This is a genomic window from Stenotrophomonas sp. GD04054 (genome assembly GCF_029836955.1).
Classification (GTDB): Bacteria; Pseudomonadota; Gammaproteobacteria; order Xanthomonadales; family Xanthomonadaceae; genus Stenotrophomonas; species Stenotrophomonas maltophilia_A.
The window spans coordinates 1-26,672 of record NZ_JAOECR010000058.1 but is presented as its reverse complement, the minus strand read 5'-3'; the positions used below and the strand labels follow the sequence as shown (position 1 = coordinate 26,672).

Below are 26,672 nucleotides of genomic sequence, written 5' to 3'. Positions count from 1 at the left end.
AAGCCCACACCGCCCCACCTCTGACAGTTCCCCGCGATCTGGTAGATCCACGCCATGCGTGGATGGAATCTGTCAGATATTCGAAATTGATCGATTGAGATTCAACAGGTCGCAGGAAACTGTCAAAGGCGGGGTGGGTCCGGTGGCGGGGGTGTCAGCCGCATGGATGCGGCTGCCAAGCCTCCAGGGACGGATTCACGGCGTCCCCCGCCACCGGACCCACCCCGCCATCCCACGGAATGCACGCTGTTGCTGTTGCTTCGGCCGTTGCGGTTGCAGTTGCCTCTGCAGGTGCAGGGCTGCAAGCCCTGCCGGACAACCCTCAACCCTCGCAGTTGGCGAACACGTCGCGGTCGCGCTCGTACAGCGAGGTCTTCACCTGCATCAGGCCCAGCACCGACGGGAACAGGTTGTCGTGGTCGGTGTAGGCCGCCGAACGCTTGCGCACGCACTGCAGGTCCAGCCCGCGGCTGCTGGCGAAGCCCTGCGAGAACCACATCGTCATCGGTACCCGGGTCTGCTCGGCCGGGGCGATGGCGTAGGGCACGCCATGCAGGAACAGGCCCTTCTCGCCCAGCGACTCGCCGTGGTCGGACAGGTAGATCATCGCCGTGTCGTAGTCCTGCATGCCCTGCAGCGTACCGATGGTCTTAGTCAGGAAGTGATCGGTGTACAGCACGGCATTGTCGTAACTGTTGGTGATCTCTTCGCGCGAGCAGCGGCCGATGTCGCGGGTATCGCAGGTGGGGGTGAAGCGGCGGAACGCGGGCGGGTAGCGCTCGAAGTAGGCCGGGCCGTGGTTGCCCAGCTGATGCAGCACCACCATCCGGTCGCCCGGCTTTGCACGTACCTGGGTGGCCAGGTCCTGCAGCAGGATTTCGTCCATGCAGCGGCCGTCAGCGCACAGGCCCGGGGTGGTCGCATCGGACAATGACTGGAAGTCCAGGCCTTCGCACACGCCCTTGCAGCCGGACTGGTTGTCACGCCACAGCGGCGCGATACCGGCACGGTTCAATACGTGCAGCAGCGACTGGTGCGCGCGGATCTTCTTCTCGTCGTAGTCGTGCCGGCCCCATGGCGAGAACAGGCACGGCAGTGAAACCTCGGTGCTGGTGCCGCACGAGTGCATGTCCGGGAAATTGATCACGCTGGCCTGCGCCAGTTCCGGGGTGGTGTTACGGCCACCGTTGAGCCCCCAGTTCTGCGCGCGCACGGTCTCGCCCATGACGATCACCAGCAGGCGCGGCTTGCTGGCCGGCGCGCGCGGGGTGGCCTTGGCATCGGTACCGATCGGCAACTTCGGTGCGCGCTGCACCGGGTTGTCGCCACGCAGTGCACGCGGCATGCCCAGCAGCACATTGGCCGGGGTGGCGAGGTAACGCACTTCGCGCTGGTTGCGCATCAGTGCCGAGACGTCCTGGAACGAGATCAATGCGCCGCCCATCGCGGTCACTGCCGCCACGACCAGGAAGCCGAAGCGCCAGAGCAGGCTGCGGCCCCAGCTGCGGCGGCGCAGCTGCACGCGCCACAGCACCGCCATCGGCAGCACTGCCAGCAACAACACCGGCCACAGCAGCGACACGGTCATCAGCTCGCGGCTTTCCTTGGGATCGGTCGCCAGCACGTTGCGCAGCATGTCCGCATCCAGGTAGATGTGGTAACGGCTCATGTAGTGCGCAGCGAATGCGGTCACCAGCAGCAACAGGCTGATCACCACCTTGGCGTTCCAGCGCCAGACCAGGATGCCCAGCAGCACGCCGTGCGCACCGAGCAGCAACAGCAGCAGCGACAGCGCGTAGCGCAGGCTGCCCGGATGGCTGGCCATCGCGCTGTGCCAGAACAGGCCATTGCCTGCCACTGCGAAGAACAGGCTGGTCAGTGCGATCAGTGCTTCGGTGGACAGCTGCGGCCGCCAGCGGCGAAGGTTCGCCAACGCGGGAAGGCGGGCGGGGCGTTGGACCGATGCACTCATGCGTTTGCCTCCTGGCGGTGGGGACGGTCCAGCTGACGGCGGGCCAGGACGCGTTTGACGATCAGATACAGGCCCAGCGAAAGCAGCCAGCAGATCAACGCAGTAGCAACGTCATGCGAAAGGAAATGCGCGCCCCGCAGCTGCTGGCTCACGCCGAATACCAGGCCGGTGCCAAGGCCGATCCACAACCCGGCCCAGCGCCATGAAGGGCGCCACAGCAAGGCGAAAAAGTACAGGGACAACCATGCATAGCCCGCGCTGGCGTGGCCGGCCGGGAAGCAGGCCTGTGCGGCCATGCCTGCGGGGCGTGCCGTGAAAAGCCCGATGAACGGCTGGTGGCCACCGTAGCGCAGCAGGTCCCAGGGGCATTCCATCGGCACCAGCGACTTCAGCAGGGAGATCACACCGGTGCCCAGGGCCATGGCAATCACGACATAAAGCAGCGCCCACCGCAGGGTGCGATCGCGACCCTTTCGCCAGTGGTGGAAGCACAGCAGGATCGCCACGAGCGCAGCAGCCGTGCTCAGCCACTTGCCGGCCTTGTGCACCACCGTGCGGGTGACCCAGGCGTCCTGTAGCGCCCAATGGCCACCCTCAAGGCGGAACAGGTGATCGGCCACCCATTGGTCGCCGCCGAAACCCATCAGCAGCGTAAACACGGGCAGACCGATTGCGACAGGCAGCCAGAGGTGAGTTACGGCGAATTTTGACGCCAGTGGCGATGTCGCAAGCGGCGCTACCGAATCAAGGGGACGGACGGGCATGCTGGGAAAGGGCGGGTCGGGAATCCGCGGCCATGCTCGTCACCTGGATGTCGGAGAAGGGTCGGACGCTCGTTCGTGCCGGGTTAATGCTTGTCCGGCACGTGTCAGCGTTCAGTCTTCTTCGGCGGTCGCGCCGGCCCGTTCGGCGTGGCATTCCGCGTCCCACGCGGTACCGGGAAGCAGTTGCCAGCGATTCCTGTTGGCAATACCGATATCGATCACCTTGCCCGGGTCCACGCACGGGCTCATCGCATCGTCCAGCACCAGCAGCCAGCGCTTGCCCGGTGCCTCGGCCAGCCACGGGCCGGCGTCGTGCCACTGCTCGGCCCAGGGCCGCTTGAAGCCGAACTCGCGCACCGGCCGGTCGGCCTGCAACAGGTTCTGCTCGCGCCAGGCCACCAGCGCCAGTTCGGCGTCGGGTCCGATCCGCGCGCCCACCCGGCGCATGAGTGCCGACGCCGAAGCGAAGGGGTCCAGTGCAGGCATCAGCACCAGGCCGTAGAGCATCCACAGCATGCCGTGGGTCAGCAGTACCAGCGTCGCGGCACGGCGTACCCGCAGCCACACGATCAGCGTGGCCAGGGCAATGGCGAAGGTCAGCAGGCCATCGCCCAGCACCGGCAGCAACGTCTCAGGCATGGCGCGGCGTTGCAGTTGCGCCAACGCCCATGGGTGCTCGGTCATCAGCATCACGCCGAGTACGCCGGTGGCCAGCATCAGCACCACGCTGTAGCCGAACAGGTAGCGGCGCACGCACACGCGGCGCAGCAGGCCGGGCAGCAGCGGCGCCACGGCCAGTGCCATCGCCGGCAGCATCGGCAGCAGGTACACCTCGCGCTTGCCCGGGCTGGCACTGAAGAACACCAGTACCAGTACGGCCCAGCCCAGCAGCAGCCACTGGCGGCGATCGCCACGAAGGATGCGGCGCCACCAGGGCTTGAACAGCATCGGCAGCAGCAGGCTGCCCGGCAGCCACAGGGTCAGGATCACCTGCAGGTAGTACCAGGCCGGCTGCCGGTGGTGCCAGGCATTGGCGTAGCGGGTGCCGGTCTGCTTGAACAACAGCTCGTGCGCGTAGGCCTGCAGTTCGGCGCTGGGCGTATGCAGCAGGGCCCAGCCCAGCGGCGCCAGCCACACGCCCACGCCCAGCAGGAACGCCGGGATCAACCACAGCAGCGTTGCCGGGTGCGGACCCTCCACACGGTGCCCGCGACGGCGTTGGTACAGCCACCAGCCGAACCAGGGCAGCACCAGCAGCAGCGGCAGGAAACCCACGCCCTTGGTCACCGTGCCGACACCGGCGGCGAAACCGGCCAGCCACAACGCGGGCAGGTTGCGACGCTCGCACAGGTGCCGCATCAAGCCCCACAGGGCGACGGTGGTCATCCCCACCAGCACCATGTCGATCTGCGCACGCTTGGCCATCAGCCCGAACTGCAGCGTGCAGAACAGCGCCGCGAGGGCATAGATGGAATGCCGCGGCGACCACAGCCGCCGTGCCAGATCCGACACCAGCCACAGACTCAGCAGGGCGCCCAGCAATGACGGCAGCAGGAACGACCATTGCCAGCTGCCGACCACCTCGTAGGCGGCCGCCTGCAGCCACATGAATACCGGTGGTTTCTCGGCATACAGCTCGCTGCCACGATGCGGCAGCAGCCATTGCCCGCTCTCGACCATGGTCCGTGCGGCCAGCACGAAGCGCGGCTCGTCCGGTGGCTGCGGCTGCCGAAGGCCGATGCCCGCTGCCAATGCAGCAATGATCAGCAGCCACAACAGGGGCAGGCGCCAACGGCGGGGCAGGGCTACGGGCACGGCAGGCTCCGGGAGCAAAACGGCCATTCTGAGGTGGCGGGGGTGGGAAAAGCGTCAGAAGGGGGCGGGACGACCGCATTCCGACATGGGCGGCGCTACCATGGTACGAACTTCCGTGGATGTTTCGTGCATGCGTCTGTTGGTGATCGAGGACAACCGCCAGCTGGTGGCCAACCTGTTCGACTATTTCGAGTCGCGCGGGCATGTGCTGGACGTGGCCCCGGATGGCATCACCGGCCTGCACCTGGCCGGCAGCCACCCCTACGATGCGGTGATCCTGGACTGGATGCTGCCGCGCATGGAGGGACCGGAAGTGCTGCGCCGGCTGCGTGCCGAGCACGCGTCGGAGGTGCCGGTGATCATGCTGACCGCGCGCGATGAACTGCCGGACAAGATCGCCGGTTTCCGCGCCGGTGCCGACGACTACCTGACCAAGCCGTTCGCCCTGCCCGAGCTGGAGGTGCGGCTGGAAGCGCTGCTGCTGCGTGCGCAGGGCCGCAACCCGCGCAAGCGCCTGCAGGTGGGCGATCTGGTGCTGGACCTGGCGACGCTGGAGGCCCAGCGTGAGGGCCAGGTGCTGCACCTGTACCCGGCCTGCCGCAAACTGCTGGAAGTGCTGATGCGGGCCAGCCCGGGTGCGGTGACGCGACAGCAGCTGGAGTTCGCCCTGTGGGGTGACGAGCCGCCGGATGGCGACCTGCTGCGTTCGCATGTCTACGAGTTGCGTCGCAGCGTTGACGGTCCGTTTGCCGAGAAGCTGATCCACACCCTGCCGCGCGTGGGTTACCGGTTGGCGGTAGTGGAGGGTGCCGACGCCGGCAGGAATGCTGATGAGGGCGCGTAAGCCGGGGCCGTTGTACCGGCGCGTGGTGTGGTGGTTGCTGGGCTATCTGGCGCTGCTGTCGATCGCGGTGTTCAGCGTCGGCAACTACGTGCACGAGCACGCCGAGCATGCTGCCTGGCGCGCGCTGCTCAACTCCGAGCTCGACAGCATCGTCGAGCATGTCGAGCACGAACCGCACTATCGCTGGCAGGATTCGGACACGCTGAGCCTGTACCGCTTCGACGCGGTCAACCTTCCCGATAGCCTGCGTACCCTGCATCCAGGGCTGCACGACGGCGTAATGGTCAAGGGCCGCGAGACGGCGGTGATGGTGCGTGAAACCCAGTCGATGGGACGGGTCGCGCTGGTACTGGACATCTCCGACTTCCATGACCTGGAACAGTTCGCCACGCGCTGGGTGATGCTGGCCGGGGTGATCATGATCTTCGTTACCGTGCTGATGGCTTCGTTCGGCATGGAGCGGATGGTGCGTCCGCTGAGCCTGCTGGCACAACACATCGCCGCGCTCAGGCCGGGCGTGCAGGGGCAGCGCATCGAGGTCGACCCGCGCGGCAGCTCAGAGCTGCACACCATTGCCAATGCGCTGAACGATTACCTGGACCGCAACGAGCAGTTCGTCGAACGCGAGCGGGTCTTCATCAGCACCGCCAGCCACGAATTGCGCACGCCGATCGCGGTGATGACCGGTGCCGCCGAACTGGCGCTGGAGCAACCGGGCCTGCCCGAGCGCGCGCGCCAGCAGATGCAGCGGGTACTGCGCACCGCACAGAGCGTGGAGCAGCTGATCGAACTGCTGCTGGTGCTGGCGCGTGATCCGGCGCGACTGGCGGCGCGTGCCGAGCGCATCGCGCTGGACCAGCTGCTGCCGGAGATCGTCGACGACCATCGCCACCTGCTGGGCGACAAGGACCTGAGCATCGGCATCCAGGCCGCACCGGTGGACATCGTCGCGCCGCTGGCGGTGGTGCAGGCAGCGATCGGCAACCTTCTGCGCAACGCCATCGAGAACAGTGGCCGTGGCCACATCGAATTGCGCCTGAGTTCGTCGGCGGTGCTGACCCTGCAGGACCCGGGACATGGCATGAGCCCGGAGGAGATCGCGGCGATCCACGCGCGGATGGCCCGTGGCGAACGCGCCGATCGTGGCGGCGGCATCGGACTGGATCTGATCGCGCGGCTGTGCGAGCACCTGGGCTGGACCCTGCAGTTGCAGCCCTGCGAGCCGCGTGGCACGCGTGTCACGCTTGATTTCGGTGCCTCGCGACCGCGCTGATCCGGCCGTTCGTGTAGATGCCAACCTTGGTTGGCATGCCGTTCGTCGACCAAGGTCGACGCCTACCCAGGCGGTGGCTGTCCGTGTTCTGGTAGATGCCAGCCCTGGTTGGCATGCCCCGGCGGTGGCTGGCCGTGCTCTGGTAGATGCCAACCTTGGTTGGCATGCCCCGGCGGTGGCTGGGCGTGCTCTGGTAGATGCCAACCTTGGTTGGCATGCCGTTCGTCGACCAAGGTCGATGCCCACCCAGGCAATGGCTGTCCGCTTCAACGCCCGTTCGGTCGCGCCACGTGCTGGTCGATCAGGATCACGTTGCCGTCGGGATCGGCCAACTGCAGGTAGCCGGTCCCCTGGCCATCAGGATCGGTGCGGACCGCCAGTTCGATGCCCCTGGTATCCAGCTCTGCCTGCAGCTCACGCACATCCTGGAAGTGGGGCAGTTCCTGCTTGTGCTGGTCCCAGCCGGGGTTGAAGGTCAGCAGGTTGCCCTCGAACATGCCCTGGAACAGCCCGATCACCGTGCCGTTGCTGCGCATCACCAGCCAGTTCTGTGCCGGATCGCCGCCGGTGACCGAGAAGCCCAGGGCTTCGTAGAAGGCACGGGAGGCCGCGAGATCCTTCACCGAGAGGCTGACCGAAAAGGCACCAAGCTGCATGGGTGGGCTCCCTGACGGGATGGGGGGTGTCGGCACTGCAGCATGACCGGGCGTGAAGACAATGTTAATCTCGATCTGCGCCGCCTTATGCGGCGCTTTTTTTTCTCCGCTCTTTCGATCGACAGAGGATCCCATGCCGACCGAACCCGCTACTGCCCTGATCAGCAACGACATCGTTGGACTGGGCCTGATTGCCGCCACCCTGGCCCTGATCTTCTGGGCCGCCAGTGGCCCGACCCCACTGCTGAAGAAGATCTTCGCCTGGGTGCCGGCACTGCTGCTGTGCTACTTCATCCCCGCCATCTACAACACCGCCGGTGTCATCGATGGCCACAACACCTCGCTGTACAACCCCGTCGCGCGCGACGTGCTGCTGCCGGCAGCGCTGGTCCTGCTGACGCTGTCGATCGATCTGAAGGGCATCGCCAAGCTCGGCCCGAAACTGCTGATCGTGTTCTGCGCCGGTACCGCCGGCATCATGCTCGGCGCCATCGTCTCGTTCCAGCTGATGAAGCTGATCCATCCGGAAACCGTGGCCGGTGATACCTGGGCCGGCATGGCGGCGCTGGCCGGCAGCTGGATCGGTGGCGGCGCCAACATGGTCGCCATGCGCGAGGTGTTCGGCACCGATGCCACCACCTTCGGCCAGTTCGCGGTGGTTGACGTGGCCTGTGCCAGCCTGTGGATGGCGATCCTGCTGTTCCTGGCCAACCGCGCACAGCAGATCGACACCCGCAATGGTGCCGACACCCGTGCCATCGACGAGATGAAGGCGCGCATCAGTGCCTACGAGGCGCAGAACGCGCGCATTCCCAGCATGACCGACCTGATGGTGATCGTTGGCGTGGCACTGGGCGGCGTCGGCTTGGCCCATGCCATCGCCTCGCCGCTGGCGGGCTGGTTCAAGGCCAATGTCAGCTGGGCCAGCCAGTTCAGCCTCGACAGCCAGTTCGTCTGGGTGATCCTGCTGTCCACGGCGATGGGCCTGGGCCTGAGCTTCACCCGTGCGCGCCGGCTGGAAGCGGCAGGCGCTTCGCGGCTGGGCACGGTGTTCCTGTACTTCCTGATCGCCTGCATCGGCATGCAGATGAACCTGCTGTCGCTGCTGGATCGGCCGTGGCTGTTCCTGCTCGGCGCGATCTGGATGGCCACGCACGTGCTGGTGCTGTGGGTGGTGGCCAAGCTGCTGCGTGCGCCGCTGTTCTTCTTCGCCATTGGTTCGCAGGGCAACATCGGTGCGGCCGCCTCGGCCCCCGTGGTGGCCGCAGCCTTCCATCCGACGCTGGCCCCGGTGGGCGTGCTGCTGGGCACGGTGGGTTATGCCACCGGCACGGGCCTGGCCTACGTCACCGGCCTGATCCTGAAGTGGATGGCCACCGGCTGAGTTCGGACCGCCCTGGCGTCATGCTTCCGTAGATCCACGCCATGCGTGGATGCATTTCATGGGTATCCATGAACAAGGAAGGGGTCAGATCCGTTTCCCGGAGGAAACGGATCTGACCCCGGATTCAACTCGATATCTGCCAGGTTTCATCCACGCATGGCGTGGATCTACTCAACGTCACTCGAGCGCTGTTGAACCGAACCCTCAACAGCAGCGGCCACCGTTGCGTCCGCCATAACGCGCTTCCTGGCGCTCGCGGAAGAACGTCTTGTAGTCCATCGGCTCCTGGTCCGGATGCTTTTCCAGCATGTGCCGGACGTAGTTGTCGTAATCAGGAATGCCACAGCACAGTCGTGCGGTCTGCACCAGGCGCCGCCAGATGCGGCGGTGCGCCTGGTACTGGCCGGCGGGAACCAGTTGGGTACTCATCAAAGATCCACCATTTCATGCGGCTTCAGCGCCACGTACGGGGTCTCGCGGTCAGTGCGCTGCGGATTGCGGCGGGCCGCCAGGATGGTCCTGATCGAATACACCAGCACCGCGCCCACCACCAGCAGGAACAGCGCGGTCAGGCCGGTGTTGACGTAGGCGTTGACCACGATCTGCTTCATCTGCGCCACCGACTTGGCCGGTGCAGTGATGGTGTCGCTGGCGAGCGCGGCCTGGAACTTGTGTGCCTGTGCCAGGAAGCCCTGTGCCGGATTGCTGTCGAAGATCTTGATGAAGCCGGCGTAGGTGGTGCAGATCAGCAGCCACACCGCCGGTACCGCAGTCACCCATGCATAGCGGTCACGCTTCATCTTGAACAGCACCACCGTGCCCAGCATCAATGCGATGCCGGCCAGCATCTGGTTCGAGATGCCGAACAGCGGCCACAGCGTCTGGATGCCGCCGAACGGATCGACCACGCCGGTGTACAGCAGGTAGCCCCACAGCGCCACGCAGCCGGCGGTACCGATGATGTTGGCGGTCCACGATTCGGTCTTCTTCAGGGCCGGCACGAAGTTGCCCAGCAGGTCCTGCAGCATGAAGCGGCCCGCACGGGTACCGGCGTCCACCGCGGTGAGGATGAACAGCGCTTCGAACAGGATCGCGAAGTGGTACCAGAACGCCATCATCGCGTCGCTGCCACTGGGAATCGCTTCGTGCAGGATCTGCGCGATGCCCACCGCCAACGTGGGCGCGCCACCGGCGCGGTGCAGGATGGTCGGTTCACCGATCGCCGCCGCAGTCGCGGTCAGCTGTTCGGGGGTGATGGTGAAGCCCCAGGTGTTGGTGATGTAGTGCGCGGCCGAGGCCGCATCGGCACCGATCACCGCCGCCGGGCTGTTCATCGCGAAGTAGATGCCCGGATCGATGATCGAGGCCGCCACCAGCGCCATCACCGCCACGAACGATTCCATCAGCATGCCGCCGTAGCCGATGTAACGCATGTGCGCTTCATTGGCCAGCAGCTTCGGCGTGGTGCCGGAGGAAATCAACGCATGGAAGCCGGAGACCGCACCGCAGGCGATGGTGATGAACAGGAACGGGAACATGCCGCCCTTCCACACCGGGCCATCACCGCTGGCGGCGAACTGGGTCAGCGCCGGCATCTTCAGTTCCGGCATCACCACCAGGATGCCGATGGCCAGCGCGATGATGGTGCCGATCTTGAGGAAGGTCGACAGGTAATCACGCGGGGCCAGCAGCAGCCACACCGGCAGCACCGAGGCGACGAAGCCGTAGCCGATCAGCATCCAGGTGATCTGGGTGCCGGTGAAGGTGAAGGCCGGGCCCCAGACCGGATCGGCGGCGACCTTGCCGCCGTACCAGATCGCGGCCAGCAGCAGGATCAGGCCAACCACCGAGATCTCGCCGATCTTGCCGGGGCGGATGTAGCGCATGTACACGCCCATCAGGATCGCGATGGGCATCGTCGCGATCACCGTGAACATGCCCCACGGGCTTTCGGCCAGGGCCTTGACCACCACCATCGCCAGCACTGCCAGGATGATGATCATGATCAGGAACGCACCGAACAGCGCGATGGTGCCGGGCACCTGGCCCATCTCTTCTCTTACCAGGTCACCCAGCGAGCGGCCATTGCGGCGGCTGGACAGGAACAGGACCATGAAGTCCTGCACCGCACCGGCCAACACCACGCCCACCACCAGCCACAGCAGGCCGGGCAGGTAGCCCATCTGCGCGGCCAGGACCGGGCCGACCAGCGGGCCGGCGCCGGCAATGGCGGCGAAGTGGTGGCCGAACAGCACGTGCTTGTTGGTCGGAACGTAGTCCAGGCCATCGTTGTTGATCACCGCCGGGGTGGCCCGGGTCGGATCCAGCTGCATCACCTTGTTGGCGATGAACAGGCTGTAGAAGCGATAGGCGACGAGGTACAGCGACACCGCCGCGACGACGATCCACAGGGCATTGATGTGTTCGCCGCGGCGCAGCGCCACGGTGCCCAGACAGAACGCGCCGAGCAGAGCGAGTACCGCCCAGCCCAGTTTGGAAAACCCTTTCATGAGGTGCTCTCTCCCGGAAAGACAGACAAAGAGTCCTGCTTGCCCACGACAGGGTCAATTGGCACAGGACGAATCGGCGGTAGTACTTTGGTCGTACGGCGGCTGCGCTGACGTGCAGCGAACATCAGGGATGGAACAATCGGTTGCGGAGCCATCCATTGGCCTACGGCCGTGTGGCGTCCATCTTCAGTGGCACCCATCCAACAGGAGTCGCCATGAGCTTTCCCGAACCGGTCCGCGTACTGCGCACCATCCGTGGCATGCCCACCTCCGACGGTGCCGGCGTGCGCCTGACCCGCGTCATCGGCGGCCCGACGCTGCCCGACCTGGATCCGTTCCTGCTGCTTGATGAGTTCGGTACCGACCGTGCCGAAGACTACATCGCCGGCTTCCCGGAACACCCGCACCGTGGTTTCGAGACCGTCACCTACATGCTCGACGGGCGCATGCGGCATCGCGACAACCACGGCAACGAAGGCCTGCTGACCCCGGGCAGCGTGCAGTGGATGACCGCTGGCCGTGGCCTGGTGCATTCGGAGATGCCCGAGCAGGAAAGCGGGCAGATGCGCGGGTTCCAGCTGTGGGTGAACCTGCCGGCGAAGGAGAAGATGACCGAGCCGAAGTACCAGGAATTCGCACCCGAGCGCATTCCCGTGGTGCACCCGGAGCCGGGCGTGGAGGTGAAGGTGATTGCCGGCAGCGTGGACGGCACCGATGGCCCGATCGTGCAGCCGGCCACCGATCCGCTCTACCTCGACATCACGCTGGCGCCCGACCGGGCCTGGACCTATGCGCTGCCGGAGGGGCACAACGCGTTCGCCTACGTGTTCGAAGGTGCGATGACCGTGGGTGAGCAGGACGCCGCGCGCGACGTTGCACGCCAGGAACTGGCGGTGCTGGGCGGTGGCGAGCAGTTGCACCTCTCGGCCGGCAGCGAAGGTGCGCGATTGATTCTGGTGGCCGGCCGTCCGCTGCGCGAACCGGTGATGCGCCACGGGCCGTTCGTGATGAACACGCGGCAGGAACTGATGCAGGCCTTCGTCGATTTCCAGGAAGGCAAGTTCTGAGGGAGTGCCGGCCGCTGGCCGGAAGCAGCCTCGGACAAAGGCGGATCGGGGTACCGGCCAGCGGCCGGCACTACCGTCGGATCGGCTCGCATTGCGGGGATGCTGCCAGGCAGTCATCCCCGTCACCTTCAGCGCCCCGCGGCCACGGCCGACGGAGTCAGGCTCATGCCCTGCGCCAGCTGCTGCAGCGAGCCCAGTTCCTGCGCGCTGTCCGGATACAGCGAAATCTGCGCGTAACGCCCTTTGTCGAGCTTGACCACACTGATGCGACGCTCGGCATAGCCCGGCGGCTGCTGGCCACCAAGATCTGGCTGGTACCAGTACAGCGATTCACCGCCGAAGCTGCCCTTTTCCTGGCGCAGCGAGCGGTTCAATGGAAGGTTGGGATCGCGCGCACTGAGCATCAGGCTCAGTACCTCGCGACCATCGCCGGTGCTGGCGCGGCAGACCAGGAAATCGGTCTGCGCCAGCTGCTGCCATTGCAGGCCACTGCTGGCAGGCAGCGAAGGGCATTCGGTGGGAGCCTGTGCGGCGGCGTGGGCCGCAGCGAACAGCAGGCTCGACAACACTACAGGCGCGAACTTCATGCATCCCCCAAGGTGGTGTGTCGTTGGCTCCGCCGGATGGACCGGCAGCCTTGGCATCCCATCCCCGGATGCCGCCCCGGCCGGCATGTGCACGGACGGTCAACTCAACCTTAACGGAACGTGAGCGATCGCACAAATCGCGGTTACACGCGTAACCATTGCGGCCGATGGTCGGCCGCAATGGTCCGCACAGGCCTCAGCGGTCGTTGCCGATCCACTTGTAGATGATGCCGCCGATCGCGCCGCCCAGCAGCGGGGCGACCCAGAACAGCCACAGCTGGCTGACCGCGCCGCTGCCGGCGAAGAAGGCCACCGCCGTGGAACGGGCCGGGTTCACCGAGGTGTTGGTGACCGGGATGCTGATCAGGTGGATCAGGGTCAGCGACAGGCCGATCGCCAGCGGGGCGAACCCGGCCGGTGCCTTGCCGTGGGTGGCGCCCATGATCACGATCAGGAACACGGCGGTCAGCACGACTTCGCACAGGAAGGCCGCGGCCACGCTGTAGCCGCCGGGGGACAGCGCGCCGTAGCCGTTGCTGGCGAATGCACCGGCCTGGCTGCCATCAATGGCGAAGCCGCTGGCGCCCGATGCGATCTGCAGCAGAATGAAGCCGGCCAGCAGGCCGCCGGCGACCTGGGCGATGATGTACGGGATCAGGTCCTTGGTCGGGAAACGACCGCCGGCCCACAGGCCGACACTGACCGCCGGATTGAAGTGCGCGCCGGAGATATGGCCGAACGCATAGGCGCCGGTCACCACGGTCAGGCCGAAGGCCAGCGCAACGCCGAGGAAACCGATACCCAGCGGATTGCCGTCACCGCCGAACTTGGCGGCCAGCACGGCACTGCCACAGCCACCCAGAACCAGCCAGAACGTGCCGAGGAACTCGGCGGACAAGCGTTTACCCATGCTCATGTGTTGCACTCCTTTGACGGTCGAAAGTGTGATTTATGTCACATTTCAATGATCAGCGGGTGACTGTAGTGTCAACGCCGGGTGCAGGGATACACCTTCGGATGTGTGCAACACGCGATGTTCAGTACTGCGGCAGCGGGATGAATTCCTTGTCGTCGCCCGGAATGGTGCCGAAGCGGCCGGCCTCCCAGTCGTGCTTGGCCTGTTCGATACGTTCCTTCGAGCTGGACACGAAGTTCCACCACAGGTGACGCGGGCCATCCAGCGGCTCGCCACCGAACAACATCGCCTTCACCGGCGTCTTTGCGCGCAGGCGGCCACGCGCACCAGCCTCGGGGATCACCAGGTGCTGGGCAGGGATGTCCACGCCATCCAGCTGCGCGTCGCCTTCGAGGATGTACAGCGCGCGCTCGCGGTGGCCGTTGTCGATATCGATTTCCGCATCCGGGTCGAGGTCGATCGCCACGTTGAGCGTATCGGCGAACACCTTCACCGGCGATTCTTCGCCGTAGGCGCGGCCGGCAATGACGCGCAGCCAAGCGCCATTGCGGCGCTGCTCGGGCAGGGTGGCGGCGGCATGGTGGTAGAACGCCGGCTCGATTTCCTCATGCGATTTCGGCAGCGCCACCCAGGTCTGCATGCCGTGGATCGGGTTGTCATGGTCGCGGTCCGGTTGCGGCGTGCGCTCGGAATGGGCGATGCCGCGGCCGGCGGTCATCCAGTTGACGTCACCGGGACGGATCACCTGATCCGAACCCAGCGTGTCGCGGTGGCCGATCGCGCCCGACCACAGGTAGGTGACGGTGGCCAGGCCGATATGCGGATGCGGGCGCACGTCGATGGCGGTGCCGGGGTGCATGAGTGCCGGGCCCATCTGGTCGACGAACACGAACGAGCCGATGCTGCGCGCCTGCAGGGTGGGGACCGCGCGACGGACTTCGAGTCCGCCGATGTCGTGCACGCGCGGGGCGATGATGGTGGTCATGCGGGCGTTCTCGCTGGCAGGGATCAGGTGGTCAGCATCGCATGCGGCTGTGACGGGGACATGCCCCGTATGGGTAACAGGTTGTTCCAGCCAACGGCGCAGCCCCTCGTGGCTGTGGGTTGGTCGCTGAAGGCAAAAGCAGAAGCAGAAGCCGCGCTTGGCCGGGCGGGTGGGTGGCGCAGGGGACGCTGCAAGTACGTCCATGTAAGCTCGATCGCCGCATCCATGCGGCTCACGCCCCTGCGCCACCCACCCGCCCGGCCTCTGACAGTTTCCGTGTGCGTCCAGCCACGGAGAAGAAAAAAGAAAATCAAAGTCAAAATCAAAATCAAACGCCGGTCGCTTCGCTCGCATCCACGCATGGCGTGGACCAAGCGTGTCGACCAAGGTCGACACCTACCAGCTCCCGAAGGTCACTGACCGTCACCGGGAAACTGTCAGGGGTGGGGCGGTGTGGGCAGGCAGGACCGTTGGCGCCATGGGCCCGAGGCATGTCTCGGGCGGGTTGGGCAGGACGCCCAACCCCGGTCTTGCCGTGTGCGCAGGACAGCGCACACGAGCAAGGCGCCATCGAGCCCCCATGGGTGAGGGCGCTTTGCTTGCGAAGCACTGCTTCGCAAGCGCCCGAACGCACAGCCGCCAGCGGCTGGGCCGGACCGCGGAGCGGGGTTTACGGCGTGTCCTGCCTGCCCACACCGCCCCGCCCAGCAAACAGAAAAGCCAGAGCCGGCTGTTGCTCCGGCTCTGGCTCTGGCTTTTGCTTCGGCGGTTGCCTCTGCGGGTGCCGGGCCGCAGGCCCGGCCGATCAACTCACACCACCGGTTCGCGCAGGGCGGGGTTGTCCCAGCCCGGGCGCGGGGCGAAACGGTCGCCGTGACGCTGCTGCAGTGCCTTCAGCCGCTCGACGATCGCATCGGCACCGACCGCACGGATGTGCTGGATCGGACCACCGCGGAACGGTGCGAAGCCGGTGCCGAAGATCACGCCGGCATCCAGCAGGTCCGCATCGGCCACCACGCCTTCGTGCAGGCAGGCCACCGCTTCGTTCAACAGCGGCAGGATCAGGCGGTCCTCCAGATCGGCCGGGGCCTGGTAATCGCTGGCCACGTCCGGCTTCTTCGGCTTGCCGTTCTCCCAGGTGTAGATGCCCTGGCCATCCTTCTTGCCGCGCTTGTCCGGTTCCACCGTCTGCAGCGCGGCCGGAATCTGCAGGCCCAGGAACGGTGCCAGTTCGCGGCCGACACCGGCGGCTACGTCCAGGCCCACGGTATCGATCAGTTCGATCGGGCCCATCGGCATGCCGAACTTCACCGCCGCCCTGTCGATCACCGGGCCCGGAATGCCTTCGGCGTACGCGGTGGCCGCTTCCAGCATGTACGGGAACAGCACGCGGTTGACCAGGAAGCCCGGGCTGCCGGCCACCGGCACCGGGAACTTGCCCAGCGCCTTGCAGAACGCGGCCAGGCGGCGTTCGGTCTCCGGCGCCATGCCGTCGTGGTGGATGATCTCCACCAGCGGCATCTGCGCCACCGGGTTGAAGTAGTGCAGGCCGGCGAACTGCGCCGGGCGCTGGATGTGGTCGCGCAGTTCCACCAGCGGAATCGACGAGGTGTTGGTGGTCAGCAGCGCGTCGTGCTTCATCTTCGGTTCCAGCGTCTGGTACAGCGCACGCTTGGCTTCCGGGTTCTCGATGATCGCCTCGATCACCAGGTCGGCCTCGGCCACGCCGTTGCCTTCCAGGTCGGCACGCAGGCGCGCGGCCACCGCAGGACGCTTGCTCTCGTCGCGTACCTTCTTGGCGAACAGGGCCTGCGCGCGCTCCATGGCCGGGTCGATGAAGCGCTGCTCGCGGTCCTGCAGGGTCACGTCGAAGCCCTTGTAGGCGGCCCACGCAGCGATATCACCGCCCATCACGCCGGCGCCGACCACGTGCACGTGGCGGATGCCGGAATCACCACCGCCGAGGCCCTTCAGGCGCTCGGTCAGGAAGAAGATGCGGATCAGGTTGCGCGCGGTCGGCGTGCTGGCCAGCTTCACCACCGCGCGACGTTCGGCATCCAGGCGCGCCTGGATCGGCTTGCCGCCGCTGCGCTGCCAGGTGCTGATCAGCGCGTAGGGCGCCGGATACTGGTCCTTCTTGGCCTTGCGTGCGACCTGCTTGACCATCTGCGGTGCCAGCAGGGTGCGTGCCAGCCAGGTGTTGGTGGCCCACGCTGTTGCTCGCTGCTTGAACGGACGGGTGGTGCCGGACAGCGCCAGCGCGACGGCGGTGTCGAGCACCACTGCCGGTGCCACCACCTTGTCGACCAGGCCGATGCCGCGCGCGGCCGAGGCCGACAGGGTGCGGCCGGTCAGCATCATGTCCATCGCCGCCGGTGCGCCGACCAGCTGAGGCAGGCGCGCGCTGCCACCCCAGCCCGGGAAGATGCCCAGCTGGGTCTCCGGCAGGCCGATGCGGGTGCTGCTGTCATTGGAGGCCACGCGGTAGCGGCAGGCCAGCGCCAGCTCGGTACCGCCGCCCAGGCAGTGGCCGTGGATGGCTGCCACGGTCGGGCAGGGCAGTTCAGCCAGCTTCTGGTAGGTGGCCTGGCCGCGACGGATGGCGTCGTTGACGGTGCCGCGGCGGTCGAACTCCTGGAACTCCTTCAGGTCGGCACCGGCAATGAAGCCGGCCTTCTTCAGCGACTGGATCACCACGCCCTTGGGCGGGTCCAGTGCAATGCGCTCGAGCAGGTCGCCCAGTTCCAGCAGCACGTCCTGCGACATGGCGTTGACGCTGCTGTCCTGACGATCCAGGGAGAGAACCACCACGCCGTCGTCGCGGATCTCGGGGTGCCAGTGGCTGAAGCGGAGACCATCGAAGCCTGAGAGCATGGACGTTCCATCCGGTTGTGTATGGAGAAGCGGCTATGATCCAGAGGTTGTTTCCCCCGCGTCAAATCCCAATAGCAGGGGAGTGGCGACCCCGGATCCATGGCCGTGGACCGGGACGCTAACGGAACGGTGGTTAAAAGCTGGTGCGGCGCCAGGTGATCGGCGACTGAACTTTTCCCGGGATTGGCAGTCTCATTGCCCGACGTCGGTTGGGCTGACAGGAGTGCGGCCCCTCATGGCCGATGTTGATACACCTCAGGAGCTGGATCTGGAACTGGTCCGGCGCGTGCAGCACGGCGAGAGCGCCGCGTTCGATGTCCTGGTGCGCAAGTACCAGCATCGCGTGGTGGCCCTGGTCGGTCGCTACATCGCCGACTGGAGCGAATGTCAGGACGTCGCCCAGGACACTTTCATCCGTGCGTACCGCGCGATCGGAAGTTTCCGCGGCGATGCCCAGTTCTCAACCTGGTTGCATCGAATCGCCGTGAATACCGCCAAAAACTACCTGGCTTCACACAATCGCCGGCCGCCGACCGATGACATCGACATCGGTGACGCCGAACAGTTCGACAGCGGGACGCGCCTGCGCGACACCGATACGCCCGAACGCGAGTTGATGCGCCAGGAACTGGAACAGACGGTGATGAAGGCCGTCAATGCGCTGCCGGAAGAACTCCGGTTGGCGATCACCCTGCGCGAGGTGGAAGGCCTGAGTTACGAAGATATCGCGCAGAAAATGGGGTGCCCGATCGGCACCGTGCGTTCACGGATTTTCCGGGCGCGCGAGGCGATCGACACCGAACTCCGGCCGCTGTTGGACATCGGCAGCGCCACCCGTGAGAAGAGCCGCGTATGACCAGTAATCCGTTCAACGAATCGCAGAACCACCAATCGCCCGCCGGGCAGCGCCTGGACCAGCGCCATCGCGAACAGCTGTCGGCCCTGGTCGATGGCGAGCTGGGCGCCGACGAAGCGCGCTTCCTGCTGCGCCGGATGGAGCACGACCCCGAGCTGGCCGGCTGCCAGGAACGCTGGCAGCTGCTGGGTGACGTGATGCGCGGGCAGGCCTCGGCGCTGGCGCCGGCCGGCTTCAGCGCGGCCGTGGCCGCCGCCATCGCTGCCGAACCGGCGCCGCAGGCCGAGCCGCGCCGCGAGGTGCGCCGCAGCGGTTGGCGGGCCTGGGGCGGTGGCGCCGCACTGGCCGCCTCGGTGGCGGCGGTGGCGCTGTTCATGGGCGGCGAGAAGCTGAAGGAAGCCACCCCGGGCGAGCCGTTGGCACCGCAGGTGATCGCCAGCCAGGCCGAACTTGCGCCCGCGCCGACGACGCCGGCTCCGGTAACCGAAGCCTCGGTGGATACCGCCGCAATGGCCGTGGCCGGTGTACCGGCAGTGGCCATGGCCGCGGCCAGCCGACGCCAGGACACCCGTCGCGCCAGCGCTACCCGCAGCCAGCAGGCCGCGCGTGCCGCCCAGCGCGAGGACATGCCGCAACGCGCCGTGGCCGCCGCACAGGCGCCGCTGACCCCGACCGTGCCGGCCAATGCCAGCCGCAACATGCCGTTCGGTGAGGTTGGTGGCCTGCAGGCGCGACCGTGGCCGCGCTCCAGCCTGGCGCCCGCTGCCGGTGGCGCGCTCAATGCGAGCTTCCCGGCCCACGCCGGGGGCGCCGCGTTCTACCCGTTCGAGCCGCGCCTGCAGGACGACCTGCCGGTGCCGCCGCGCCCGCGCGACTGAGCCGGGCGCTTTCACGCCCCGCCGTCGGCGGGGCCCGTATTCCTCTTTCCATCCGATCCGGAGGTTGCCGTCCGATGACTCCCCGACTCCGCACGCAGGCCATGGGCCTGCTGGCCCTGACCCTGCCGTTGGTGGCCTGCGCGCAGGCCCCGGCTCCGGCCGCCCAGACCCAGGCCGCGCCGGCCGCCGCGCCGCGGGCCCCGGCCCAGCCGCTGGTCACGGGCCTGCCTGACTTCACCAATCTGGTCGAACAGGTCGGGCCTGGCGTGGTCAACGTCGACACCACCATCGTCCGCAACAACCGCCAGGCCTCGCGGGGCCCGATGGGCGGCGACGATGACATGCCGGAGTTCTTCCGCCGCTTCTTCGGCCCGGATTTCCCGATGCCGGGGCAGGGCCCGGGCGGTCCGGACGGTGGCCCCAGCATCAAGGGCCGCGGCATGGGCTCGGGCTTCATCATCTCGCCCGATGGCTATGTGCTGACCAACTACCACGTGGTGGCCGATGCCAGCGAGGTGAAGGTCAAGCTGGGTGACCGCCGTGAGTTCACCGCGAAAGTGGTGGGCAGCGACCAGCAGTACGACGTGGCACTGCTGAAAATCGACGGCAAGAACCTGCCGACCGTGCGCGTTGGCGACTCCAACTCCCTCAAGCCGGGTCAGTGGGTGGTCGCGATCGGTTCGCCGTTCGGCCTCGACCACTCGGTCACTGCCGGCGTGGTCAGCGCCCTCGGCCGCAGCACAGGTGGTCCGGACCAGCGCTACGTGCCCTTCATCCAGACCGACGTGGCGATCAACCAGGGCAACTCCGGTGGCCCGCTGCTGAACACCCGTGGCGAAGTGGTCGGCATCAACTCGCAGATCTTCTCCGCCTCGGGCGGCTACATGGGCATCAGCTTCGCGATCCCCATCGACCTGGCGATGAGCGCGGTCGAGCAGATCAAGAAGACCGGCAAGGTCACCCGTGGCCAGCTCGGCGCGGTGGTGCAGGAAATCGACGGGCTGAAGGCGCAGGCGATGGGCCTGCCGGACAGCCGCGGCGCCCTGGTCAACCAGATCGTGCCGGACTCGGCTGCAGCCCGGGCCGGGGTGAAGATCGGCGATGTGATCCGTTCGGTGAACGGCGCGCCGGTCAACAGCTGGTCCGACCTGCCGCCGCTGATCGGCGCGATGGCACCGGGCAGCCGGGTCACCCTGGGCGTGATCCGTGATGGCAAGCCGCGCGACCTCAGTGCCACCCTGACCGCACTGACCGAAGACGGGCAGGCCGGTTCGCGTGGCCCGGCCACCGGCGACAGCGATGCGGCTCCGCAGGCCGGCGCCAATGCCCTGCTGGGGCTGGACGTCAGTGACCTGACCGCACCGCAGCGCAAGCAGCTGGGCCTGGAATCGGGCGAAGGCGTGCGCATCACCGGGGTCAAGGGCCAGGGCGCGCGTGATGCGGGCCTGTCTCCGGGCATGGTGATCCTGCAGGTGGCCAGCACCCAGGTCGGCAGCGTGGACGCGCTGAACCGTGCGCTTTCCAGCTACAAGAAGGGCGACGTGGTGATGCTGCTGGTGCGCACCGGCAGCGGCAACAGCGCGTTCGTCGCGGTCAAGGCCGGCCAGTAAGGCCTGCCGGGGCCGCTTCGGCGGCCCCGGCTTTTCCCCGAAGCCCCGCCCTGGCGGGGCTTCGGCCATTCCGGGCCCGGTCCGATGAGGCCGTTTTCGCGGGCGGGCGCCGGGCATGCGATAATCGACCGTTACCCTGACGACGCCGCGCGCCGCCGCCACCTATGTCTTCTGATTCGATGCGGAACATCCGCAACTTCTCCATCATCGCCCATGTCGACCACGGCAAGTCCACGCTGGCCGACCGCATCATCCAGCTCTGTGGTGGCCTGCAGGCCCGCGAGATGGAAGCGCAGGTGCTCGACTCCAACCCGATCGAGCGCGAGCGTGGCATCACGATCAAGGCGCAGTCGGTGTCGCTGCCGTACCTGGCCAAGGACGGGCAGACCTACCATCTGAACTTCATCGACACCCCCGGCCACGTCGACTTCTCCTATGAAGTCAGCCGCTCGCTGGCCGCCTGCGAAGGCGCGCTGCTGGTGGTCGATGCGGCCCAGGGCGTGGAAGCGCAGTCGGTGGCCAACTGCTACACCGCCGTGGAGCAGGGCCTGGAAGTGGTGCCGGTGATCAACAAGATCGACCTGCCCACCGCCGACATCGAGCGTGCCAAGGCCGAGATCGAGGCCGTGATCGGCATCGACGCCTCCGACGCCGTGCCGGTCAGTGCCAAGACCGGCCTGAACGTGCAGGACGTGCTGGAAGCGATCGTGCATCGCATCCCGCCGCCGAAGCCGCGCGACACCGACAAGCTGCAGGCGCTGATCATCGACTCCTGGTTCGACAACTACCTGGGTGTGGTCTCGCTGGTGCGCGTGATGCAGGGCGAGATCAAGGCAGGTGACAAGCTGCAGGTGATGTCCACCGGCCGCAACCACCAGGTCGACAACGTCGGCGTGTTCACCCCGAAGCGCAAGGTGCTGCCGGCGCTGCGTGCAGGTGAAGTGGGTTGGGTCACAGCCAGCATCAAGGACGTGCACGGTGCGCCGGTTGGCGACACCCTGACCCTGGCCGGCGACCCGGCACCGAAGCCGCTGCCGGGCTTCCAGGAAATGCAGCCGCGCGTGTTCGCCGGCCTGTTCCCGGTCGATGCCGAGGACTACCCGGACCTGCGCGAAGCGCTGGACAAGCTGCGCCTGAACGATGCCGCGCTGCGTTTCGAGCCGGAAAGCTCCGAGGCGATGGGCTTCGGCTTCCGCTGCGGCTTCCTCGGCATGCTGCACATGGAAATCGTGCAGGAGCGCCTGGAGCGCGAATACAACCTGGACCTGATCAGCACCGCGCCGACGGTGGTGTATGAAGTCCTGAAGACCGATGGCTCGATCATCAACATGGACAACCCGGCCAAGCTGCCGCCGGTGAACCAGGTCGAGGAGATCCGCGAGCCGATCATCCGTGCCAACGTGCTCACCCCCGAGGAGTACATCGGCAACATCATCAAGCTGTGCGAAGAGAAGCGCGGCAGCCAGATCGGCATCAACTACCTGGGCAGCCAGGTGCAGATCAGCTACGAGCTGCCGATGGCCGAGGTGGTGCTGGACTTCTTCGACAAGCTGAAGTCGGTCAGCCGTGGCTATGCCTCGCTGGACTACCACTTCGTGCGCTTCGACGCAGGCCCGTTCGTGCGCGTGGACGTACTGATCAACGGTGACAAGGTCGATGCACTGTCGCTGATCGTGCACCGCAGCCATGCCGACCGTCGCGGCCGCGAACTGTGCGAAAAGATGAAGGACCTGATCCCGCGCCAGATGTTCGACGTGGCCATCCAGGCCGCCGTCGGCTCGCAGATCATCGCCCGTACCACGGTCAAGGCCATGCGCAAGAACGTGCTGGCCAAGTGCTATGGTGGCGACGTTTCGCGCAAGAAGAAGCTTCTGGAAAAGCAGAAGGAAGGCAAGAAGCGCATGAAGCAGGTCGGCCGCGTGGAGATCCCGCAGGAAGCGTTCCTGGCCGTGCTGCAGATGGACAACAAGTAAGCCCGCACCGGCCCTGCGGGGCCGGTCGTCTGGTGACGTTGCAAAGGACCCTGAATGAAACTGTTTGAGATCCTCCTGGTCGTGCTGACCCTGGCCTCGGGCCTGATCCTGCTCGCGGACAAGCTGTACCTCGCCAAGCGTCGCGCCCAGCGCGCGGGCCTGCTCGATTCCGAGCCGGTGCTGGTGGACTACTCGCGTGCGTTCTTCCCGGTGCTGGCGATCGTGCTGATCGTGCGCAGCTTCATTGCCGAGCCGTACAAGATCCCGTCCAGCTCGATGATGCCGAACCTGCTGATCGGCGATTTCATCCTGGTCAACAAGTTCTCCTACGGCCTGCGCCTGCCGATCAGCAACACCAAGTTCGTGCCGGTGGGCGAGCCCTCGCGTGGTGACGTGGTGGTGTTCCACTTCCCCGGCCATGGCGAGAACGATCCGGCCAAGGGCGAGAACTTCATCAAGCGCGTGATCGGCGTGCCGGGCGACACCGTGGTCTTCGAAGGCGACGGCGTGATCCTCAACGGCGAGCCGCTGAAGTACGACAACAAGGGCATCTACGCCGGCCACAAGGGCCAGGGCGAGGGCGCCAACCTGCTGGTCGAGCACCTGCCGGGCCGCACCCACACGGTGCTGGAGACCGACTATCCGCGTGGCCAGGGCCAGTGGACCGTGCCGGCCGGCAAGTACCTGGTGATGGGCGACAACCGCGACAACAGCGACGATGGCCGTTTCTGGGGCCTGCTGCCGGAAGAGAACCTGCGTGGCAAGGCGTTCCTGATCTGGCTGAACTGCCAGGGCTGGTTCTGCAAGGATGGCTTCGAGCCGTCGCGGATCGGCTCGAGCATCAACTGAGCGGGCACCAACTGAGTATTTTCACATCCAACGCGTATCTGGGGAGAACGCAATGAAGACGATGAACACGCAGCGTGGCATGACCCTGACCTCGTTCCTGACGGTCCTGATCGTGGTTGGCTTCTTCCTCTACATCGGCATGAAGCTGTTCCCGATGTACCAGGAGTACTACGCGGTGCGCTCGGCGATGAAGAGCCTGGCCAACGAGCCGGGCGTGGGCAGCATGGAGCCGGCGCGCATCCAGGACCTGTTCTTCAAGCGCCTGTACATCAACTACTCGGACAACGTGAAGCCGGCCAACGTGAAGTTCGACCGTCGCGACAATGGCTGGACCCTCAAGGTCAACTACGAAGTGCGCCGTCAGCTGATCGGCAACCTCGATGTGGTTGGCAAATTCGATTCTTCCCAGGACCTGACACGAAGCGGTGCCCAGTAAATTCATCCAACGTGGCGACCTGATCGGTCATGCCTTCAGCGACCCGGCCCTGCTCAAGCAGGCGCTGACGCATCGCAGTGCCGGTGCGCCGCACAACGAGCGCCTGGAGTTCCTCGGCGACAGCATCGTCAACATGATGGCGGCCGAGGCGTTGTACCGACGCTGGCCCAAGGCTGACGAAGGCGCGATGACCCGTGCCCGTGCCGAGCTGGTGCGTGAAGGCGCGCTGGCGGTGATCGGGCGCACCCTGGAACTGGGCGAACGGCTGACCCTGGGCCCGGGCGAAATGAAGTCCGGCGGTCATCGTCGCGACTCGATTCTGGCCGACGCCGTGGAGGCGGTGGTGGCCGCGATCTACCTGGATGCCGGCTTCGAGGCCTGCCGGGCGGTGGTACTGCCCTGGTTCAGCGCTTCGATCGAGGCACTGCCGGCTTCCGGTCGGCCCGAGAAGGACCCCAAGACCCGCCTGCAGGAATGGCTGCAGGCCCGACAGAAGGCGTTGCCGCAGTATGAACTGGTGTCAGAATCCGGTGACGACCACGCCAAGCACTTCCGGGTACGCTGCAACGTAGCCGACCCGGCCGCCAGCACCGAGGGCGAAGGCGCCTCGCGGCGGCTTGCCGAACAACAGGCGGCTGCAGCCGTCCTAGAACAACTGGATTCCAAGTGAGCGAACAAACTTCCCATCATTGCGGCAGCGTGGCCGTCATCGGCCGCCCGAACGTGGGCAAATCGACCCTGACCAATGCCCTGGTCGGGGCCAAGGTCAGCATCGTTTCCAACCGCCCGCAGACCACGCGCCATCGCCTGCTGGGCATCGCCACCTATCCGGAAGGCCAGCTGGTGCTGGTCGACACCCCCGGCCTGCACAAGGTGCAGAAGCGGGCGATGAACCGGGTGATGAACCGCGCCGCGCGCGGCTCGCTGGAAGGCGTCGATGCCGGCCTGCTGGTGATCGAAGCCGGTCGCTGGGACGAGGAAGACAGCCTGGCCTTCAATGTTCTGCGCGACGCCGGTATCCCGGTGGTGCTGGTGGTCAACAAGATCGACCGGCTGAAGGACAAGGGCGCGCTGCTGCCGTTCCTGCAGGAAGTCACGGCCGGCCGCGATTTCTCGTCCGTGCATCCGATCTCGGCGCAGAAGCGCAACGGCCTGGAGGCACTGGTACGCGACGTACTGTCGCTGCTGCCGGAAGCGCCGCCGATGTTCGGCGAAGACGAGATCACCGACCGCAGCCAGCGCTTCCTGGCTGGCGAACTGGTACGTGAACAGCTGATGCGCCAGCTCGGCGAAGAGCTGCCGTATGCCACCACCGTGGAAATCGAGCGCTTCACCGAAGATGGCAACCTGCTGCGCATCGGTGCGGTGATCTGGGTCGAGCGCGAGGGCCAGAAGGCGATCGTGATCGGCAAGGGGGGTACCCGCCTGAAGGAGATCGGGGCCAAGTCCCGCCTGCAGATGGAGCGCCTGTTCGGGGCCAAGGTGTTCCTGGAGACCTGGGTGCGCGTGCGTGAAGGCTGGTCCGACGACGAGGCCGCACTGAAGGCCTTCGGTTACGAGTAAGCCGTTGCAGTCGCTTCGATGATGATCGAGGACGACACCGGCTTCGTGCTGCATGCACGGGCCTATCGCGAGACCAGCCTGCTGGTCGAAGTGCTGAGCGCGCAGCATGGCCGGATCGGCCTGCTCGCGCGTGGCGTATCCACCGCCAAGGGACAGGTGCTGCGCGCGGCCCTGCAGCCGCTGCAGTGGATCCGCTTCAGTGCCCAGCAGCGGGGCGAATTGGCCCAGCTGCGGGGTGCCGAGGCACTGGATGCTGCCCCGCGCCTGGTCGGCCAGGCGATGCTGGCCGGCTTCTATCTGAGTGAATTGACCCTGCGCCTGGCCCCGCGCCAGGACCCGCTGCCGGAGTTGTACCTGGCCTACGGCGAGGCACGCGCGCGGCTGGCCGTGGGCGCCGGCCTGGCCTGGACCCTGCGCCGGTTTGAGCGCGAGCTGCTGTCTGCGCTGGGCCTGGGTTTCGATCTGGACAGCGCCAGCGACGGCCAGCCGATCGACCCGGCCGCGCGCTACGAACTGGACCCACAGGAAGGCGCGCAGCGCCTGCTCAGCGAGCGCGGTGGGGAACGCCGGGCGGCCGCGACCGGCTCGGCGCTGCTGGCGCTGGCCGCCGATGAAGAGCCCGATGCCGCCGACCTGGCCAGCCTGCGCCTGCCGATGCGGCGGGTGCTGGCCCATCACCTGGGGCCACGAGGACTGAAGTCCTGGGAAATGCTCGAGCAGCTCGCTCCCAGGCGTTGAGGGGTGTTCGGCAGGGCTTGCAGCCCTGCACCTGCCGAGGCCAAGGCACGAGCAACAGCAACAGCAACAGCAACAGCGTGCATTCCGTGGGATGGCAGGGTGGGTCCGGTTGCGGGAGACGC

The 26,672-nt window shown here is 66.6% G+C and carries 23 protein-coding genes; 13 read left to right on the top strand and 10 right to left on the bottom strand.

Annotated features, from left to right (window positions below; translation table 11 throughout):
- Positions 1–322: 322 nt before the first annotated feature.
- The 3 genes from N7573_RS19470 to N7573_RS19460 all read right to left on the bottom strand — a co-directional run bounded on the left by N7573_RS19470 (position 323) and on the right by N7573_RS19460 (position 4,551).
- Positions 323–1,972: a phosphoethanolamine--lipid A transferase gene (locus N7573_RS19470; RefSeq protein WP_279913452.1), complete on the bottom strand. Its 1,650-nt coding sequence runs from the start codon at positions 1,970–1,972 to the stop codon at positions 323–325.
- On the bottom strand, positions 1,969–2,736 hold the full coding sequence (locus N7573_RS19465) for a phosphatase PAP2 family protein (RefSeq protein WP_071229549.1): 768 nt from the start codon (positions 2,734–2,736) through the stop codon (positions 1,969–1,971). The genes N7573_RS19470 and N7573_RS19465 overlap by 4 nt, the downstream gene beginning before the upstream one ends.
- A gap of 111 nt (positions 2,737–2,847) precedes the next feature.
- Positions 2,848–4,551: a glycosyltransferase family 39 protein gene (locus tag N7573_RS19460; protein WP_279913453.1), complete on the bottom strand. Its 1,704-nt coding sequence runs from the start codon at positions 4,549–4,551 to the stop codon at positions 2,848–2,850.
- Between the two features lie 130 nt (positions 4,552–4,681).
- Between N7573_RS19460 and N7573_RS19455 the strand changes: the two genes are divergently transcribed.
- Both N7573_RS19455 and N7573_RS19450 read left to right on the top strand, forming a co-directional pair.
- Complete coding sequence (locus N7573_RS19455; RefSeq protein WP_032129861.1) at positions 4,682–5,395, top strand: response regulator transcription factor; 714 nt, start codon at positions 4,682–4,684, stop codon at positions 5,393–5,395.
- Entirely contained in the window at positions 5,382–6,668 is a 1,287-nt protein-coding gene (locus N7573_RS19450; RefSeq protein WP_049461542.1) for a HAMP domain-containing sensor histidine kinase, read from the top strand. The genes N7573_RS19455 and N7573_RS19450 overlap by 14 nt, the downstream gene beginning before the upstream one ends.
- 266 nt (positions 6,669–6,934) lie before the next feature.
- Here N7573_RS19450 and N7573_RS19445 read toward each other — a convergent pair whose 3' ends face one another.
- Complete coding sequence (locus N7573_RS19445) at positions 6,935–7,324, bottom strand: VOC family protein (protein WP_049401346.1); 390 nt, start codon at positions 7,322–7,324, stop codon at positions 6,935–6,937.
- A gap of 133 nt (positions 7,325–7,457) precedes the next feature.
- Between N7573_RS19445 and N7573_RS19440 the strand changes: the two genes are divergently transcribed.
- A complete protein-coding gene (locus tag N7573_RS19440) occupies positions 7,458–8,708 on the top strand; it encodes a DUF819 family protein (protein ID WP_279913454.1) in 1,251 nt (416 codons plus the stop codon).
- Between the two features lie 204 nt (positions 8,709–8,912).
- Here N7573_RS19440 and N7573_RS19435 read toward each other — a convergent pair whose 3' ends face one another.
- Together N7573_RS19435 and N7573_RS19430 are read right to left on the bottom strand one after the other, a co-directional pair.
- On the bottom strand, positions 8,913–9,137 hold the full coding sequence (locus tag N7573_RS19435) for a CstA-like transporter-associated (seleno)protein (RefSeq protein WP_005410613.1): 225 nt from the start codon (positions 9,135–9,137) through the stop codon (positions 8,913–8,915).
- Positions 9,137–11,218, bottom strand: coding sequence for a carbon starvation CstA family protein (locus N7573_RS19430; RefSeq protein WP_279913455.1), 2,082 nt, complete (start codon positions 11,216–11,218; stop codon positions 9,137–9,139). Before N7573_RS19430 ends, N7573_RS19435 begins: the two co-directional genes overlap by 1 nt.
- Positions 11,219–11,433: 215 nt before the next feature.
- On the opposite strand from N7573_RS19430, the gene N7573_RS19425 reads away from it, so the two are divergent.
- Positions 11,434–12,285, top strand: a complete 852-nt coding sequence (locus tag N7573_RS19425; RefSeq protein WP_032129856.1) for a pirin family protein — start codon at positions 11,434–11,436, stop codon at positions 12,283–12,285.
- A 128-nt stretch (positions 12,286–12,413) separates the two neighbouring features.
- Here the strand turns inward: N7573_RS19425 and N7573_RS19420 are convergent, their stop codons facing one another.
- The 4 genes from N7573_RS19420 to N7573_RS19405 form a co-directional block, all read right to left on the bottom strand.
- On the bottom strand, positions 12,414–12,872 hold the full coding sequence (locus N7573_RS19420) for a hypothetical protein (protein WP_279914021.1): 459 nt from the start codon (positions 12,870–12,872) through the stop codon (positions 12,414–12,416).
- A 196-nt stretch (positions 12,873–13,068) separates the two neighbouring features.
- Positions 13,069–13,788, bottom strand: a complete 720-nt coding sequence (gene aqpZ / locus N7573_RS19415; RefSeq protein ID WP_032129854.1) for an aquaporin Z — start codon at positions 13,786–13,788, stop codon at positions 13,069–13,071.
- Positions 13,789–13,909: 121 nt separating this feature from the next.
- The gene (locus N7573_RS19410) at positions 13,910–14,773 is read right to left on the bottom strand and encodes a pirin family protein (protein WP_032129853.1); all 864 of its coding nucleotides are present in this window, start codon (positions 14,771–14,773) and stop codon (positions 13,910–13,912) included.
- Positions 14,774–15,583: 810 nt separating this feature from the next.
- Positions 15,584–17,647 carry a 3-hydroxyacyl-CoA dehydrogenase NAD-binding domain-containing protein gene (locus tag N7573_RS19405; protein WP_279913984.1) on the bottom strand — a complete coding sequence of 688 codons (2,064 nt, stop codon included), beginning with the start codon at positions 17,645–17,647 and terminating at the stop codon, positions 15,584–15,586.
- A 235-nt stretch (positions 17,648–17,882) separates the two neighbouring features.
- Here N7573_RS19405 and rpoE point away from each other — a divergent pair, with 235 nt between their 5' ends.
- The 9 genes from rpoE (at position 17,883) to recO (ending at position 26,550) form a co-directional block, all read left to right on the top strand.
- Entirely contained in the window at positions 17,883–18,503 is a 621-nt protein-coding gene (gene rpoE, locus N7573_RS19400) for an RNA polymerase sigma factor RpoE (RefSeq protein WP_010482816.1), read from the top strand.
- Positions 18,500–19,381 carry a sigma-E factor negative regulatory protein gene (locus N7573_RS19395; RefSeq protein WP_032129851.1) on the top strand — a complete coding sequence of 294 codons (882 nt, stop codon included), beginning with the start codon at positions 18,500–18,502 and terminating at the stop codon, positions 19,379–19,381. The genes rpoE and N7573_RS19395 overlap by 4 nt, the downstream gene beginning before the upstream one ends.
- 74 nt (positions 19,382–19,455) lie before the next feature.
- Positions 19,456–20,991 carry a DegQ family serine endoprotease gene (locus N7573_RS19390; protein ID WP_032129850.1) on the top strand — a complete coding sequence of 512 codons (1,536 nt, stop codon included), beginning with the start codon at positions 19,456–19,458 and terminating at the stop codon, positions 20,989–20,991.
- A 179-nt stretch (positions 20,992–21,170) separates the two neighbouring features.
- A complete protein-coding gene (gene lepA / locus N7573_RS19385; RefSeq protein ID WP_032129849.1) occupies positions 21,171–22,964 on the top strand; it encodes a translation elongation factor 4 in 1,794 nt (597 codons plus the stop codon).
- 54 nt (positions 22,965–23,018) lie between these two features.
- Entirely contained in the window at positions 23,019–23,813 is a 795-nt protein-coding gene (gene lepB / locus N7573_RS19380; protein WP_032129848.1) for a signal peptidase I, read from the top strand.
- A 52-nt stretch (positions 23,814–23,865) separates the two neighbouring features.
- A complete protein-coding gene (locus N7573_RS19375) occupies positions 23,866–24,249 on the top strand; it encodes a DUF4845 domain-containing protein (RefSeq protein WP_010482821.1) in 384 nt (127 codons plus the stop codon).
- A complete protein-coding gene (rnc, locus tag N7573_RS19370; protein WP_032129847.1) occupies positions 24,239–24,919 on the top strand; it encodes a ribonuclease III in 681 nt (226 codons plus the stop codon). Before N7573_RS19375 ends, rnc begins: the two co-directional genes overlap by 11 nt.
- Positions 24,916–25,812 (top strand): GTPase Era, encoded by an 897-nt coding sequence (gene era / locus N7573_RS19365; RefSeq protein WP_279913871.1) that lies wholly within the window; start codon positions 24,916–24,918, stop codon positions 25,810–25,812. Before rnc ends, era begins: the two co-directional genes overlap by 4 nt.
- 18 nt (positions 25,813–25,830) lie before the next feature.
- Positions 25,831–26,550, top strand: a complete 720-nt coding sequence (gene recO / locus N7573_RS19360; RefSeq protein ID WP_032129846.1) for a DNA repair protein RecO — start codon at positions 25,831–25,833, stop codon at positions 26,548–26,550.
- Positions 26,551–26,672: the final 122 nt, after the last annotated feature.